Annotated in this window: 16 protein-coding genes; 13 read left to right on the top strand and 3 right to left on the bottom strand. The window is 52.8% G+C overall.

What is annotated here, in order from left to right:
* The 13 genes from ACTF5G_RS08280 to ACTF5G_RS08220 form a co-directional block, all read left to right on the top strand.
* Positions 1 to 1,334, top strand: a 1,334-nt coding sequence (locus tag ACTF5G_RS08280) for a SulP family inorganic anion transporter (protein WP_438952347.1), incomplete at its 5' end; no start/stop codon positions are given.
* Positions 1,335 to 1,636: 302 nt separating this feature from the next.
* Entirely contained in the window at positions 1,637 to 2,077 is a 441-nt protein-coding gene (locus ACTF5G_RS08275) for a Rap1a/Tai family immunity protein (protein WP_438952346.1), read from the top strand.
* A gap of 76 nt (positions 2,078 to 2,153) precedes the next feature.
* Entirely contained in the window at positions 2,154 to 2,624 is a 471-nt protein-coding gene (locus ACTF5G_RS08270; RefSeq protein WP_438952345.1) for a Na+/H+ antiporter subunit E, read from the top strand.
* On the top strand, positions 2,625 to 2,894 hold the full coding sequence (locus ACTF5G_RS08265) for a monovalent cation/H+ antiporter complex subunit F (RefSeq protein ID WP_438952344.1): 270 nt from the start codon (positions 2,625 to 2,627) through the stop codon (positions 2,892 to 2,894).
* Positions 2,895 to 2,905: 11 nt separating this feature from the next.
* Positions 2,906 to 3,214: a monovalent cation/H(+) antiporter subunit G gene (gene mnhG, locus ACTF5G_RS08260; RefSeq protein WP_438952343.1), complete on the top strand. Its 309-nt coding sequence runs from the start codon at positions 2,906 to 2,908 to the stop codon at positions 3,212 to 3,214.
* 72 nt (positions 3,215 to 3,286) lie between these two features.
* Positions 3,287 to 4,309, top strand: a complete 1,023-nt coding sequence (locus ACTF5G_RS08255; RefSeq protein ID WP_438952342.1) for a Na(+)/H(+) antiporter subunit B — start codon at positions 3,287 to 3,289, stop codon at positions 4,307 to 4,309.
* Positions 4,306 to 4,659 (top strand): cation:proton antiporter subunit C, encoded by a 354-nt coding sequence (locus tag ACTF5G_RS08250; protein WP_438952341.1) that lies wholly within the window; start codon positions 4,306 to 4,308, stop codon positions 4,657 to 4,659. Before ACTF5G_RS08255 ends, ACTF5G_RS08250 begins: the two co-directional genes overlap by 4 nt.
* A complete protein-coding gene (locus ACTF5G_RS08245) occupies positions 4,653 to 6,125 on the top strand; it encodes a monovalent cation/H+ antiporter subunit D family protein (RefSeq protein WP_438952340.1) in 1,473 nt (490 codons plus the stop codon). The genes ACTF5G_RS08250 and ACTF5G_RS08245 overlap by 7 nt, the downstream gene beginning before the upstream one ends.
* Entirely contained in the window at positions 6,122 to 7,600 is a 1,479-nt protein-coding gene (locus tag ACTF5G_RS08240) for a monovalent cation/H+ antiporter subunit D family protein (protein ID WP_438952339.1), read from the top strand. The genes ACTF5G_RS08245 and ACTF5G_RS08240 overlap by 4 nt, the downstream gene beginning before the upstream one ends.
* Positions 7,597 to 7,863: a hypothetical protein gene (locus ACTF5G_RS08235; RefSeq protein WP_438952338.1), complete on the top strand. Its 267-nt coding sequence runs from the start codon at positions 7,597 to 7,599 to the stop codon at positions 7,861 to 7,863. Before ACTF5G_RS08240 ends, ACTF5G_RS08235 begins: the two co-directional genes overlap by 4 nt.
* Entirely contained in the window at positions 7,856 to 9,541 is a 1,686-nt protein-coding gene (locus tag ACTF5G_RS08230) for a Na(+)/H(+) antiporter subunit D (protein ID WP_438952337.1), read from the top strand. Before ACTF5G_RS08235 ends, ACTF5G_RS08230 begins: the two co-directional genes overlap by 8 nt.
* Positions 9,542 to 9,621: 80 nt before the next feature.
* The gene (locus tag ACTF5G_RS08225; RefSeq protein ID WP_438952336.1) at positions 9,622 to 10,479 is read left to right on the top strand and encodes a PA4780 family RIO1-like protein kinase; all 858 of its coding nucleotides are present in this window, start codon (positions 9,622 to 9,624) and stop codon (positions 10,477 to 10,479) included.
* A 176-nt stretch (positions 10,480 to 10,655) separates the two neighbouring features.
* Entirely contained in the window at positions 10,656 to 12,269 is a 1,614-nt protein-coding gene (locus ACTF5G_RS08220; RefSeq protein WP_438952335.1) for an ABC-F family ATPase, read from the top strand.
* Between the two features lie 55 nt (positions 12,270 to 12,324).
* On the opposite strand, the gene ACTF5G_RS08215 is transcribed toward ACTF5G_RS08220, so the two are convergent.
* From ACTF5G_RS08215 to ACTF5G_RS08205, 3 genes are all read right to left on the bottom strand, one after another.
* On the bottom strand, positions 12,325 to 14,490 hold the full coding sequence (locus ACTF5G_RS08215) for an FAD-dependent oxidoreductase (RefSeq protein ID WP_438952334.1): 2,166 nt from the start codon (positions 14,488 to 14,490) through the stop codon (positions 12,325 to 12,327).
* Positions 14,491 to 15,000: 510 nt separating this feature from the next.
* Entirely contained in the window at positions 15,001 to 15,210 is a 210-nt protein-coding gene (locus ACTF5G_RS08210; RefSeq protein WP_438952348.1) for a GreA/GreB family elongation factor, read from the bottom strand.
* Positions 15,211 to 15,244: 34 nt separating this feature from the next.
* Positions 15,245 to 15,594, bottom strand: a 350-nt coding sequence (locus ACTF5G_RS08205) for an IS3 family transposase (protein ID WP_438952333.1), incomplete at its 5' end; no start/stop codon positions are given.

Genomic DNA, 15,594 nt, shown 5'->3' with positions numbered 1-15,594 from the left:
GTGATTGCCGTGTTGCAACTAAGGACTTTCTGGGCTTGCAGATTGCGGATATGCCGATTCACTTTACCGATAAAGTGTTGGCGCTGATCAACGCCTTGCCCGATTTTTCATTATGGAGCCTGGTGACAGGGTTGATTACCATGCTGGTTATGTTGCTCTGGCCATTGTTGAAAACACCTGTTCCCGGACATCTGCCGGCAATGATTGTGGGCAGCCTGGTGGCAGTGGCGCTGAACCAGCAGGGTGCGGGCATTGCCACGGTTGGGTCTGCCTTCAGTTTTGTGCTCCCCGATGGAACAGTTGGATCGGGTATTTCCCCGGTGTTGCCCGATATTCAATGGCCGTGGCAGAGGACACAACCCGGTGAGTTACCTTTGGTGTTCAGTTGGCGAGTCGCCCAGGACCTGTTGTCGGCGGCTTTTGCGATTGCCATGCTTGCGGCCATTGAGTCGCTGTTATGTGCTGTTGTACTGGATCGCGCATCAGGGACCAAACACAGTGCCAACAGTGAATTACTGGGGCAGGGCATTGGTAATATTGTGGCACCTTTTTTTGGCGGTATTACCGCGACGGCTGCGATTGCCCGTTCGGCAGCCAATCTCAAAGCGGGTGCCCTGACACCGATTGCCCCGATAATTCACGCCCTGGTGGTGTTGGCCGCCGTGATATGGCTTTCTTCGCTTTTAGCATTTATGCCGATGGCCAGCATGGCAGCATTGCTGGTGGTCGTTGCGTGGAAAATGAGTGAAACATCTCGTATAGCACACCTGTTGAAAACTGCGCCGCCGAGCGATGTGCTGGTTTTTGTGGTGTGTTTTTCCCTGACAATACTGTTTGATATGGTCATTGCGATCACAGCAGGTCTTGTGCTGGCGTCTTTGCTGTTTATGAAAGAGATTGCCGAAATGACAAGAATCAGTGATATCTCCGGCAATAAAAAAATGGTTAATGGTGAGCTTCCAGACGGCTGGCGGGTATTGAAAATAAATGGCCCGTTATTTTTTGCGGCGGCGGATCGTGTCTTCGGTGAGTTGGCACAGCTCGGCAAGGGACAGAAGGGTATCCTGTTATATCTTGATGGCGTATCGATTCTTGATGCCGGTGGGGTCGCGGCGCTGTATAAATTGCTTGATACCTGCCGGGCATCTGGTACCCGCGTATTTCTTGCCGACCTCCAGTTTCAGCCATTAAAAACCCTGTCGCGGGCTGGCTTTCGCCCGGACGGGATCAGCTGCAAAATATTTTCCGAGCTTTCGGACGCACTGGCCGAATTGAAGTGTGAAGATATGACAGTCGCAGCGGGGCAGGCCCCATTGCGTGCCCGTCAGTCCTGAACTGTGGTCTTGAAACTGAATAGTATGCACCGATAGAGGGGCGATTATCCCGTGCATCGATCGGATCCCTGTTTATTTTTCCGGCTCATCTATCAGCCCGGCAGGATCGATGGATGGCCTTTTCAAGTTTCGCTGTACCGGTAAAATATTGTGTGCAAATATAGTGCTTATTTGACATAATTTTTCACAGTTCCAACCATACTTTTTTATGATAACAGCGAGAAAGTAACCGGCAAATTATAACAAGTAGGGGCCCCATGGTTACTGTACTGAAACAAATATTGAGACTGATTTTTTTTTCCATGACGTTATTGGGCGTAATGGTGACGAATGTTTTTGCCCTGGACAAAATGGCGTCGCAGCAATTTCTTTCTTCCTGTCAATCCGACAAAATCCGGACACACTCCTTATCACTGAATACTGATAGGGCAAATTGTCATGCCTTTATTCAGGGGTTTCTGGCCAGTACTGAAAAATTCACTTTGTCGGACGAACAGAATCCAACCTTTGAGCAAAGAGCTTTGCAAACCAGAGCCGGAGGGCAAATTCTTAATAAGGGCATTACTGAGCGAAACCCCTATTGTTTTCCTCGTCAAACGACACTTGACGACATCGTCACAAAAATTAATAGTGAAGTGGCACTGGACAGTCAGGAAGTCGTTCGGTCAAATGTGTCGTTGAAGCATGCTGAAGATGTTCTGGTTTTGGTGCTCAAAAAACATTTCTCCTGTAATGAGTCATGATGAAATTTTTTAGTAAGATTTAATAAATATAACGAGGTATTAATACCCATCTCATGTACATCATCGGCGGATTATTATGAAACATTGTCTCAGTCTTGCTTTTGTATTGCTGATATTGTGGTTGGGAAATTCCGGCTATTACTCCCCGCTGTTGTTGTCCCTCGGTGTGCTGTCCGTGGTATTTGCAGTCTGGGTTTCTCATCGCATGGATGTGGTTGATCACGAGTCACAGCCCCTTCATCTGAGTGGAAATATTTCGTTTTACTATGGCTGGCTGGTGGGCAAAATTATTCTCAGTAACATTGATGTTGTGAAACGTATCTGGCTGGGAAATAAATCGATCAGCCCCTGTTTTGCCAAGTTGCCATTGAGTCAGAAGACCGATATGGGGAAAGTTATTTACGCCAACTCCATCACCCTGACACCGGGCACGGTATCGATGGATATCGAAGGTGATACCGTGTTGGTGCATGCGCTGACAGCAGAGAATATAGCCGAACTGAAGGGTGATGAAATGAACCGGCGTGTTGCGGGACTGGAGCTCTAAATGCTGATTGCCTGTACGGTAGCAATTCTGGTTGTCATGGTGATGGCGATTGTCAGGTCGTTGCTGGGACCTACTATTTACGATCGCATCCTGGCCGTTAATCTGTTCGGAACCAAAACTGTGCTATTGATCGCTGTTATGGGTTTTTTGTTCGGCAGGCCCGATTTTCTGGATATTGCGTTGGTGTATGCATTGATTAATTTCATCAGTATTGTCGGCGTGCTCAGGTACTTTGAATACAGTCGCCGCGAAGAGAGGGGCTCTTTCTGATGGTTGCCGGCATGGTTGATGCGTTGGGTTCAGCCTGTCTTCTGCTCGGTGCTTTCCTGATGCTTTCCGGTGGTGTCGGTGTGTTGAGATTCCCTGACTTCTTCACCCGGATGCATGCAGCGGGCGTCACGGAAACACTCGCCACCACACTGATTCTGTTTGGCCTCATGTTGATTGCCGGCTGGAATATTGTATCTTTCAAGCTGGTATTGATTTTATTGTTCATTATGATCACCAGTCCGGTTGCCAGTCATGCCCTGGCGAAAGCGGCACTACACGGCAAGCTTCAACCCTTGGTCGATGAACGCGATGAACAATAATCACAGTGGGATACCGAGCGGGGTAAAGTCAGGGACTGTTGTGCCAGCTGTATCCTCGGGTGGTTTTTCAGCATGGATAATGTTGATGATTGGAGAACTCTCATCGAACTAGTCCTCGATATTACGCTACTGCTGCTTCTGGTGATCACCGCGCTGGCGATTGTCCGGCAGAGAGATCTGTTCGCCTGCGTGATGCTGGCCGGGATCTATGGTTTGCTATCCGCCAGCTTCTTCGTTTCCATGGATGCTGTGGATGTGGCTTTTACCGAGGCGGCTGTGGGTGCAGGGGTTTTCCCCTTGCTGATGTTGACGGCACTGACCGTTACCGGTCGCTATGAGCAGACAGCCCACCGCCGACCGCGGGCGGCATTCTTCCTGGTGCTGGTGACCGGTGCCCTGTTGATCTTGGGCACCCTGGACATGCCATCCTTCGGTTCGGCCGATGCCCCTGCACATACCCATGTCGCTGCACGTTATATTCAGGAGTCCCCCACTGAAATCGGTATTCCCAACATGGTGACATCGGTGTTGGCGGACTACCGGGCCTTTGACACACTGGGAGAAGTCGTGGTGGTTTTCACGGCGGTGGTGGGGGTATTGATTCTGTTGAGCTCCGGAGATCGGCATCACACGTCTCCTCCGGTAAATGTCATTGAAACCATGCGCAGCCACATGATTTTGCGGGTCGTGAGCAAGATGTTGATTCCGCTTATGCTGCTGTTCGCACTCTATGTCCAGTTTCATGGCGAATATGGGCCCGGCGGGGGGTTTCAGGCCGGGGTCATTTTTGCGGCGGCAATTATTCTGTACGCGATGTTGTTTGGTCTGACCAAGGCCAAGGCAGCGATCAAGCCGTCAATTTTGCGGGTTCTGGCGGCATTCGGGGTGTTGCTTTACGGTGGTGTGGGTGTTGTTAGTTTTCTGACTGGCCTGAATTACCTGGACTATAGTCGCCTTGCCAGTGATCCTGTTGTGGGCCGACACATCGGTATTCTCGGTATTGAGTTGGGGGTGGGTATCACAGTAGCTGCTGCGATGATCCTGATTTTTTACGCTTTTGCGGGTTATGCGGCCGATCGGAGCGAGCCTGAATGATGTTGCCGGAGCTGTATAACTACTGGATGGTAATTATATTGATGATGATCGGTTTTTATATCGTCATCGTGCAGGGCAATCTGATCAAAAAACTGATTGGTCTGAATATTTTCCAGACCTCTGTTTTCATCTTTTATATCAGTGTCGGTAAAGTAGCCGGCGGCAGTGCCCCGATCCTTGCCGACGGCGTGAGTGTCTATTCCAACCCGTTACCCCATGTGCTGATTCTCACTGCCATTGTAGTGGGCATCGCCACCATGGCGTTGGCGTTGGCGCTGGTGGTCCGAATCAAGAACGCCTATGGCACGGTAGAGGAAGAAGAGTTACAGGAAAGAGATCTGCAGTGCTGAGCCACCTACCCATTCTACAAGTCATTGTTCCCCTGCTGGCCGCACCAGCCTGTTTGTTGCTGGATAGAGCCCGCGCTGCCTGGCTGTTCGCCTGTATGGCCAGCCTTGTTTCGGTGGTTATCAGCGGTCTGCTGGTGTTCCAGGTTCATCAATTCGGTGCGCTGAGTTACAGTCTGGGTGGCTGGGATGCCCCCTGGGGTATTGAGTACCGCATTGATTTATTGTCTGCCTATGTGCTGCTGATCGTCAGCGGGATTGGCGCATTGATGATGCTGGCTGCGCATACGGCCATCCGGCTCGAGATTGCGCCAGAAAGGCAGCCGCTGTTTTATGTACTCTATTTGCTCTGCCTGGCCGGGCTGCTGGGTATTGTCGCCACGGGTGACATTTTTAATGTGTTTGTCTTCCTGGAAATTTCCTCTCTGGCAACCTATGCGTTGATTGCGCTGGGGCGTGACCGGCGTGCGCTCTGGGCTGCCTACCAGTATCTGATTGTCGGTACAATCGGGGCCACCTTTATTCTGATTGGCATCGGTTTCCTCTACAGTCTTACCGGTACCCTGAATATGCAGGACCTGTCGAACCGGTTGCCACAGCTGGAAAATTCGGCTACTGCTTTCACCGCCTTTGCCTTTCTGGTGGTGGGTGTCTGCCTGAAGCTGGCCTTGTTCCCGCTGCATTTGTGGCTGCCCAATGCCTATGCTTACGCACCATCAATTGTGACCGCATTTTTGGCAGCTACGGCGACAAAAGTGGCCGTGTATCTGCTGATTCGTTTTCACTTTTCTGTATTTGGTGTGGGGTTTGCCGCGTCGGTGTTGCCGCTGCACAGTATTTTTCTGGCACTTGGCCTGGCGGGGGTTTTCGTAGCTTCGATAGTGGCCATCCAGCAGCCCGATGTGAAACGCCTGTTCGCCTACTCCAGTGTGGCGCAGATCGGTTATATGATCATCGGCATTGGTATAGGTACTGTCACCGGGTTGCAGGCAACATTGCTGCACTTGTTTAACCACGCCTTGATGAAGGGCGCGCTCTTTTTGGCCCTGGCTGCGGTTGTGTTTCGTTTTGGCAGTGCCGATGTAAGGCATTTCGAGGGGTTGGGCAAGCGTATGCCCTGGACCATGGCAATCATTGTGATCGGGGGCCTGAGTCTGATCGGTGTGCCCGGTACCGTTGGTTTTATCAGCAAGTGGTATTTGGTGTTGGCTGCATTTGAGCGCGCCTGGTGGCCGTTGATTATTGCAGTATTGTTGGGTTCCCTGCTGGCTGTGGTTTATATCTGGCGACTGGTGGAAGTGGCCTATTTTCGAGAGGGCGAGAGTGATGTTCGCGAAGAAGCCCCGCTGTCTCTGCTGATTCCAACCGGTCTGTTGGCCGTGGCCAATATCTATTTTGGTATCGATACGCGGTTGCCGATTTATCTATCAGACAGTGCAGCACATATGCTGCTCGGGGGTAGCCCGTGACCTCGCTGCTGGCCCTGCAGCTTACGTTGGTGGTCCCGCTTTGCGGTGCGTTGCTGATTGCCCTGTGTGGCCGTTGGCCCAACCTCAGAGAAGCGGTAACCCTGTCAACGGCGGTCGCACTCTTCTATCTGGTCATTCAGGTGTTTGGTGCGGTTGAACGCGGTGGGGACGAAGCTGCTGCACTGTATGTGGAGTTGTGGCAGATTTTGCCCGGTTTGCACATTGCCCTTCACTCCGAACCCCTGTCGATTCTGTTTGCATTGGTGGCCAGCGGGTTGTGGATTGTTACCTCAGTCTATTCCATTGGTTATATGCGGGCCAACCGGGAAAAGCGTCAAACCCAGTTTTATGTCTGCTTTGCGGTGGCAATTTTTGGGGCGATGGGGGTGGCGTTTGCCGCCAATCTGCTGACCCTGTTTCTGTTCTATGAAGTGTTGACCCTGTCCACTTATCCGCTGGTCGCCCACAAGGGTGATGACAAGGCCCGCGCCGGAGCAAGAACTTATCTTGGCATTCTGCTGGCGACCTCCATCGGATTATTTTTGCCGGCCATGATGTGGACCTATTTTGTTGCCGGCACCCTGGACTTCCGTCCCGGCGGTATTCTCGAGGGCAATATCGGTGGTATCGGTGCCACCATTCTTTTGTTGATGTTCATGTTTGGTATTGGTAAAGCGGCGCTGATTCCTGTGCACCGCTGGCTGCCTGCTGCAATGGTGGCACCGACGCCGGTGTCCGCTCTGCTTCACGCCGTGGCGGTTGTGAAAGCGGGTGTGTTCACCCTTGCCAAGGTAGTAATCTATATTTTTGGACTCGACTTCCTGGTGGATGTGCCCCACGAGGTGGTAGCCGTTTACATCGCCGGATTTACCATTGTTGTGGCCTCGATACTGGCTCTTCGACAAACCAATATAAAGCGCATGCTGGCCTATTCAACGGTCTCCCAGTTGTCGTATATCGTGTTGGCTGTTCTGGTGCTCACGCCGCTTTCGGAGATTGGTGCGATTGTTCACATCGTTGCTCACGCGGTGGCAAAGATCACACTGTTTTTTGCCGCTGGGGCGATTTATATCGCCAGTAAGAAAACCGAGATCAACCAACTGGACGGTATCGGCTTTCGGATGCCGATTACCATGGCTGCTTTTGCGATAGCCGCCCTCAGTATGATCGGTGTGCCGCCCACCGGCGGCTTTGTTTCGAAGTGGTACATGATTGCCGGCGCGTTCCAGCTTGACAGCTATTTTGTATTGATGGTGCTAACGCTTGCTACGGCACTTAATGCAGCCTATTTTCTGCCGATTATTTTCCGGGCCTATTTCCGCAAGGAATCGGTTGCACCACCGAAGCCCCATGGCGAAGCGCCTTTGCCCATGGTTGGGGCAATCTGTGTCACGGCGCTGCTGACACTGCTGGTATTTTTCCTGAGCGGTCCGCTGGTTGCCTTTGAAATGGCAGTACTGGGAGTGCCGAAATGAGTAACAAGACTGACAACCAGCAAAAAAGCTGGCTCTACCGGTCGGAAAATCATAAAAAACTCTGGTGGGGGTTTGGCCTGATACTGGCTGCCACGGTCATCGTTCAGGCTTTTGTCTCTGTGCACGGCCATTTCGGTTTTGACGGCTGGTTCGGTTTCAGTGCCGTCTTTGGTTTTCTTTCATGTGCCCTGATGGTGGTATTCGCGAAACTGCTCGGATACCTTTTGAAACGGCCCGACAACTATTACGACGACGATGTTTGAATTAATTTTTCCGCCCGCATTCATTCTCATTCTCGGCGCTTTTTTGATCGGGCCGATGTGGGCACCGTTGCGTCCATTGATTGTGCTGGGTGCACCGCTGTTGACGCTTTATGCCATCTGGCAGATGGGCGACGGCATCCTGATGACGGCCCAGTTTCTCAATTATGAGATACAGCTGGTTGAATCGAGCCCCCTGCGACGCCTGTTTGCGACTATTTTTGCCATCATGGCGTTTGTTGGTGGGCTGTTCGCCTTCCGTCAGGCGAAGTGGTGGGAACTGGCTGCTGCTCAAGCCTATGCAGCAGGGGCAATCGGTGTTGCCTTTGCCGGGGATCTGATTACCATGTTCCTGTTCTGGGAGCTGATGGCTATTTTTTCCACTGTTGTGGTGTGGTGTGGCGGTACCGAGGGTGCGAGGAAAGCGGGGATCCGCTATGCCATCATGCATTTGGTGGGCGGCGTACTGCTTAAAATCGGTATCGAAGGCGTGATGGTCCACACCGGTTCCATCGAAATTCAGCCGATTCCGTTGACCAATATTGATGGCTGGCTGATTCTGATCGGTGTGCTGATCAATGCTGCCGCGCCGCCGTTATCCGCCTGGCTGGCGGATGCGTATCCGGAATCCAGTCCCAGTGGTACGGTATTTTTATCGGCTTTTACCACCAAAACCGCTGTCTTGGCACTGATCCTGTTATTTCCCGGGCAGCAAATCCTGATCTGGATTGGCCTCTACATGATTTTCTACGGCATCATCTATGCCTTGCTGGAAAACGATATGCGCCGAATTCTGGCCTACTCTATCGTCAACCAGGTGGGCTTCATGGTTTGCGGCATTGGTATTGGTACGGAAATGGCCATCAATGGTGCGTCTGCCCATGCCTTTGCCCATATCATTTACAAGGCCTTGTTGCTGATGTCGGCGGGTTCGGTGCTGTATATGACCGGTCGCCGCAAGTGCAGTGAACTGGGCGGGCTATACCACTCGATGCCACTCACCGCCCTGTGCGGTATTATCGGTGCCCTGGCGATATCGGCATTTCCGTTTACCTCGGGCTTTATCTCCAAGTCGATGATTTCCCAGTCCGCTGCCGACCAGCATCTGATGATGGTCTGGCTGCTGTTGCTGGCCGCTTCGGCAGGTGTTTTCCTTCACGCCGGTATCAAGTTTCCCTGGTTCGTGTTTTTCCAGAAGGACTCTGGTTTGCGGCCCAAGGATCCGCCCTGGAATATGCGCGCCGCCATGGTTTTGTTAGCCGCAGGCTGTATTTTACTGGGTGTTTTCCCGGAGTGGCTCTATCGCCTGCTGCCCTATCCAGTGGACTATGTGCCCTATACAGCATCCCACCTGGTGACCCAACTGCAACTGCTGCTTTTCTCCGGGCTGGCTTTCTTTGCTTTGTTGCCGTTGATGCGGCGCACCCTGACCATCAGTCTCGACTTTGACTGGGTCTATCGTCGGCTGGTCCTGTCTCTGATGAACCGACTGATCAGTCTCCTCACTGATCTCAATACGGTTTTTCGGAACGGTTCGAGTCGGGTGTTTTCTGTCATCTGGTCCTATATAGGCCGGCACCATGGTCCCGAGGGCATGTTGGCACGCACCTGGCCAACGGGTAGTGTCGTGACCTGGGTGGTGGTACTGCTTACTGTATTCCTGCTGTTCAGTATCTATTGAGTCCAACACAACTTTTCCCTGTTTCGCGCGGGTTTTACACGGAAACCAACTTACCCCCGGCAAATATGCTATAAGGCATCATGAAAATTCCGAAGCGTTTACAGCCCCTGGTTGATGATGGTCTGGTGGATGAGGTCATTCGGCAGATGATGAGCGGTAAAGAGGCAGCCGTCTACATGGTGCGCTGTGGCGGGCAAATCCGTTGTGCAAAAGTTTACAAGGAAGCGGATAAACGCAGCTTCAAAAAAGCAGTGCAATACCAGGAAGGTCGTAAGGTGCGCAGTGGGCGCCGTGCCAGAGCCATGGAAAAAGGCACCCGTTACGGCCGCGAGCAACAGGAGGAAACCTGGCAGAATGCCGAAGTTTCAGCGTTGTATCGCCTGGCTGCTGCCGGAGTGAGGGTCCCGGAACCTTTCGGTTGTGTCGATGGGGTATTGCTGATGGAGTTGATCACTGACAGCGAGGGCGATGTGGCGCCACGACTCAGTGAAATCACCATGACCAGCCAGCAGGCCCTGGTGGGTCATGCTGTGCTGATGCGCCAGGTCGTGCGCATGCTCTGTGCCGGGCTGGTGCACGGCGATCTGTCTGAATTCAATGTGTTACAGGACGCGTATGGCCCGGTGATCATTGACCTCCCTCAGGCGGTTGATGCATCCGCCAATAATCACGCGGCATACATGCTTGAGCGGGATGTTCAGAAAATTACCGACTATTACGCCCGGTTTGCCCCCGAATTGCTGGACACCCGGTTTGGCAAGGAAATCTGGGCGCTCTATGAGGTGGGTGATTTACACCCCGATGTGCCATTGTCCGGCCGTTTTGCAGAAGATCTGCAAAATGCCGATGTGGCAGAAGTTCTGGAGGTGATTAGCTACGCCCTCAGTGAAGAGGAGGAGCGCCAGCAGCGTCGTCGCGATGCAGAGGAGATCGATTAACCCATAGCCAATGAACAAGGCCTGTTCAGTCTGGTGGCGATAGTGCAAAATCATTAAACCTCCTTGTTTTTTATAAATATTTTCTGCCAGCTCTCGACGTATTGCTGACAACTGCGTATAGTCCGCAGCCTTCGTTACACCATCTTTTTTTGTTTTATCGCGCCCAGGATATTCCCTTGATCTCGACCGCAAACATCACCATGCAGTTTGGCGCCAAGCCGCTGTTTGAAAATATCTCCGTTAAATTCGGTGAAGGTAACCGCTATGGCCTGATTGGTGCCAATGGCTGTGGTAAATCCACCTTCATGAAGATTCTGGACGGCAGCCTTGTGCCCACCGTCGGGAATGTGTCAATTACCCCGAATGAGCGGGTTGGTAAGCTGCATCAGGATCAATTTGCCTTTGAAAAATACCGGGTGATCGATACGGTCATCATGGGCCATACAGAACTGTGGGATGTCAAACGGGAGCGCGACCGGATCTACAGCCTGGTAGAGATGACTGATGCCGACGGCATGAAAGTAGCAGAGCTGGAAGCCCGCTTTGCCGAAATGGATGGTTATACCGCCGAGAGCAGAGCCGGTGAATTTTTGCTTGGTGCGGGTATTGCCGAGGAATTGCATCAGGGTCCCATGAGCGAAGTGGCACCCGGTCTGAAATTGCGGGTTCTGCTGGCCCAGGCGCTGTTTTCCGACCCGGATATTCTGCTGCTGGATGAGCCCACCAACAACCTCGATATCAACACCATTCGCTGGTTGGAAGGGGTCATCAACGAGCGCAAGAGCACCATGGTGATCATTTCCCACGACCGCCATTTTCTGAATGCCATTTGTACGCATATGGCCGATATCGATTACGGTGAGCTGCGCCTCTACCCGGGTAACTACGATGACTTCATGACGGCATCGACCATGGCCAGGGAACGCCTGCAGTCCGAGAATGCTAAAAAATCGGCGCAGATTGCCGATTTGCAGCAATTTGTCAGCCGCTTCTCGGCTAACGCATCAAAGGCCAAGCAGGCGACATCCAGAGCCAAGCAGATCGAAAAAATCAAGCTCGATGAAGTGAAGGCCTCCAGCCGGATGAGCCCCTACCTTCGCTTCAGGCAGGAGAAAAAACTTCACCGCCAGGCCCTGATTCTGGAAAATCTCGGCCACGGCTTTGATGGTGAGCCGTTGTTCAGCAAAGGTAACCTGATATTGGAGGCGGGCGCCAGATTGGCCATTATCGGCGAAAATGGTGCCGGTAAAACCACGTTATTGCGTTGCCTTATGAACGAGCTGACGCCCGACCACGGCAAAATCAAGTGGGCTGAGAACGCGGAGCTCGGTTATTGTCCCCAGGATAGCACAGGGGATTTCGATTGTGATCTGACGCTGTTTGACTGGATGAGCCAGTGGCGAAAACCCCGTCATGACGACCAGATCGTCCGAGCCACGCTCGGTCGTTTGCTGTTCAGTGCGGATGATTTCAACAAGAAAGCCCGGGTCTGCTCCGGTGGAGAAAAAAATCGCCTGTTGTTCGGCAAGCTGATGATGACCGATGCCAATGTGTTGCTGCTTGACGAGCCCACCAACCACCTCGATATCGAGGCGATTGAAGCGCTGAATATGGCACTGGAGCATTACGACGGCACGCTGATCTTTGTCAGCCACGACCGTGAATTTGTCTCGTCTCTGGCGACCCGTGTGATTGAAATCAAGGGACACGCGCTGGTCGATTTTCAGGGCACCTACGAGGAATATCTGGCCAGTCAGGAACCCATGGGTAAAGCCGTGGGTTCACGCTGATTTATTGGGCAGGCCGCTTCTCCCAGGCAGATTCGCGTCAATTAAAAAGCCCCCCTTATTGATCCTGACCCCGGCGCTGCCAGCGGTGGTAGTGCTCCACCAGCTTCAATAGCCCCTGTGGGGCATGGGCTTTTTTCCACTCCCCCGCGGCAAATTTGTTGGCCTCCGCTAGAGTTGGGTAGATATGGATGGTGCCCAGAATCTTGTTGAGGCCGAGGCCGTGTTTCATCGCCAGCACATACTCCGCAATCAGATCCCCGGCGTGAGCGCCGACAATCGTCACCCCGAGTATGCGGTCTGAGCCGGGTCGGGTCAGCACCTTGACGAAACCCTCGGCACTGCCGTCGGCGATGGCCCGGTCCAGATCATCGATGCCGTAGCGGGTCACCTCGAATGCGACGCCCTGCTCAAAGGCATCCTGTTCGTTGAGCCCGACCCGCGCCACTTCCGGGCTGGTGAAGGTGGCCCAGGGAATCACCGAGTAATCCACTCTGAATTTTTTAAAGCGACCAAACAGCGCATTCACCGCCGCATACCAGGCCTGATGGGCTGCGGTGTGGGTGAACTGGTAGGGTCCCGCCACATCGCCGACGGCGTAGATGTTGGGGAAGCGGGTTTGTAGAAAGGCGTTGAGGGCAATGGTGCCATTTTTATTGGTCGTTATACGCAGTGTTTCCAGCCCCAGTCCGTCGGTATTGGCTTTCCGGCCAATGGCGATCAGAATCTGGTCAAACACCAGGCGCACACTTTCGCCCTTATACTCGGCATAGAGCACCTTGTCGCCGCCCTCCACGGCAAAGTGGTCGGCTTTGTGTTCCAGTAAAAGATTGACACCATCCCGCCGCAGGGCATTGGCCACCAGCTCGGCGGCATCCTCGTCTTCCCTGGGCAAAATGCGGGGCAGCATTTCCACCTGGGTGACAGAGGTGCCCAGGCGGACGAAGGACTGGGCCAGTTCGCAGCCGATGGGGCCACCGCCGAGAATCAACAGGCGGTCCGGATTGTCGCGAACTTTCCACAGGGTTTCGGTGGTGAGGTAATCGATCTGTTCCAGTCCGGGGAAGGGTGGGACCAGGGGGCCTGCGCCGCTGGCGATAATGATATTGCGTGCCGTCAGGGTTTGGGTACCTTCGTTGCCGGTGATTTCCACTTCCCAGGGCGACAGCAGCCGCGCGCTGCCTTGGTGGCAGTCCACTCCCAACTGACTGTAGCGCGCCACCGAATCGTGGGGTTCAATGGCAGCAATCACCCTCTGGATACGATCCATGACCGCGGCGAAATCGGCTTCCGGTTGCAGGGGTTTCAGGCCATAGTCAGGGCTGTGGCTGGCCATTGAGGCCACCTGGGCGCTTTTGATCAGGGCCTTTGAGGGGACGCAGCCGGTATTTAGGCAGTCGCCGCCCATGCGCTCCTTCTCCACGAGGGTCACGCTGGCTTTGACGGTGGCGCCGATATAAGCGCTCACCAGACCACCGGAGCCGGCGCCGATAACGATCAAATTGCGGTCAAAATGTTTTGGTTTTTCCCAGCCTCGATAGACTTTCGCCCGCTGCAGGGGAGCAAGGATGACGCGAACCATCCAGGGGAACAGGCCCAGCAGTACAAAGGCGCCGATCAGTCCGGGGGAGAGAATATCCCCGGCACTTTGCAACTGGGCCACCTGGGTGCCCGCGTTGATATAGACGGCAGTGCCCGCCAACATTCCCACCTGGCTGATCCAGTAGAAAGTCCAGGTTTTCAGAGGCGTGAGCGCCATCACCAGGTTGATCAGAAAGAATGGAAAGACCGGCACCAGCCGCAGGGTAAACAGATAAAAAGCGCCGTCTTTTTCTATGCCCTGGTTGATGGTTTTGAGTCGGTCGCCAAAACGTTGTTGCACCCAATCCCTTAACAGATAACGGGCCACCAGAAAGGCGAGAGCGGCCCCCATGGCCGAAGCGAAAGAGACAAGCACCAATCCGGTGACAAACCCGAAAATGGCGCCGCCCGCCAACGTCATGACAGCCGCGCCGGGAATCGACAGCGCGGTCACGACCACATACACCGCCAGAAAAATTAGCCAGCCAAACAGCCGGTTTTCCGCATAGAAGCTATGGATCATGTCCAGTTGTTGTTGCAAGTAAGCCAGATTCAGATATCGCCCGAGATCGAGGAAGAAATACGCTGCCATCGCGATAACCACAGCGGCGACAATCATCAGCTTCTTGGTGGTTCTATGCACAGGGCATTCCTTTCAGTGTTTGAGTTCAGACTCGTTTGCGGCCAGTCGCTGGACTGCCACAAACTTGTGATTCAGCAATACCAATAAGATGGGCAATGAATGGTTTTGTTACAAGCAATTTTGACGGTTGCTATTAACTTTGGAAAATAACAAGGGAGTATTACGGACACTTTTTTTGGCTGAGACAGGAACAAGATAGAGCAGGGGTGCCAGGCACCCCTGCTCGCTACCAGTTAACTACTTGAGATGGTTTCCTTTTCTTTCTTTTCTTTAGGTTTTTCTTTCAGCGTTTTTTGGGGCGGTTTTTTGCTACCCGCTTGAATTTTGCTCTTACTCACTTTGCTCTTACTCATGTTAGTCTCCATCGTTCTGTTGATCGAATATAAGCAAAAATTGACTGCCGCATAAGGCGATAGAGGAAAATAAAAACTCAGTCTGGCTGTTTATTCTCAACTATGAGCGGCCTGTAAAAGACTGCATGATTATTTCCCTCCATATCTGTGAAAATTTTTACGCTACAGCCAAAATTCGAAAACGATTCATACGGTTTCCGACGAAGAATGTGATGGTTTCGCCGTGTTTTTTACCTAGCAGGGCAGAGCCCAAAGGGGAAAGAACGGAGATTTTTCCTTGCGATGGATCGCTATCACCAGGCAGCACAACGGTGATAGTCGTTTCACTGTCGTCAAGCATATCGATGAGGTTAATGCTTGATTCTATTGCGACGATGTTGCCATCGCGGGGTGAATCGCCACTAGTTAGCTAGACACTTTCCAGCCCCATTAAAATACTGACGTTCGTACTCTACCGGTGGCAGGCCATCATTGGAACCATGCTGTCTTCTGGTGTTGTAGAACATCTCAATGTAATTAAATATATCCAGCTTGGCGGATTCGCGGGTCGGATAGATTCTCCGTTTTATACGTTCTCGCTTTAGCAGCTGAAAGAAACTTTCAGCAACAGCATTGTCATGACAGTTACCTCGTCGGCTCATGCTGCCCATCAGACCATGCGTCTTGAGAAAGTCACTCCAATCATGGCTCGTGTATTGGCTACCCTGATCGGAATGTACCAACACGGGTTGCCGCGGCTTGCGGCGCCAGA

It is taken from the genome of Porticoccus sp. (genome assembly GCF_965660005.1).
In the GTDB taxonomy this organism is placed as follows: Bacteria; Pseudomonadota; Gammaproteobacteria; order Pseudomonadales; family Porticoccaceae; genus Porticoccus.
This window is presented reverse-complemented; position numbering and strand designations above follow the sequence as displayed.

Excerpts from the sequence above, each read along its gene's own strand:
- ACTF5G_RS08250 (WP_438952341.1), top strand. The coding sequence starts at position 4,306 with ATGATGTTGCCGGAGCTGTATAACTACTGGATGGTAATTATATTGATG.
- mnhG (WP_438952343.1), top strand. The coding sequence starts at position 2,906 with ATGGTTGATGCGTTGGGTTCAGCCTGTCTTCTGCTCGGTGCTTTCCTG.
- ACTF5G_RS08270 (WP_438952345.1), top strand. The coding sequence starts at position 2,154 with ATGAAACATTGTCTCAGTCTTGCTTTTGTATTGCTGATATTGTGGTTG.
- ACTF5G_RS08230 (WP_438952337.1), top strand. The coding sequence starts at position 7,856 with ATGTTTGAATTAATTTTTCCGCCCGCATTCATTCTCATTCTCGGCGCT.
- ACTF5G_RS08225 (WP_438952336.1), top strand. The coding sequence starts at position 9,622 with ATGAAAATTCCGAAGCGTTTACAGCCCCTGGTTGATGATGGTCTGGTG.
- ACTF5G_RS08275 (WP_438952346.1), top strand. The coding sequence starts at position 1,637 with ATGACGTTATTGGGCGTAATGGTGACGAATGTTTTTGCCCTGGACAAA.
- ACTF5G_RS08235 (WP_438952338.1), top strand. The coding sequence starts at position 7,597 with ATGAGTAACAAGACTGACAACCAGCAAAAAAGCTGGCTCTACCGGTCG.
- ACTF5G_RS08265 (WP_438952344.1), top strand. The coding sequence starts at position 2,625 with ATGCTGATTGCCTGTACGGTAGCAATTCTGGTTGTCATGGTGATGGCG.
- ACTF5G_RS08255 (WP_438952342.1), top strand. The coding sequence starts at position 3,287 with ATGGATAATGTTGATGATTGGAGAACTCTCATCGAACTAGTCCTCGAT.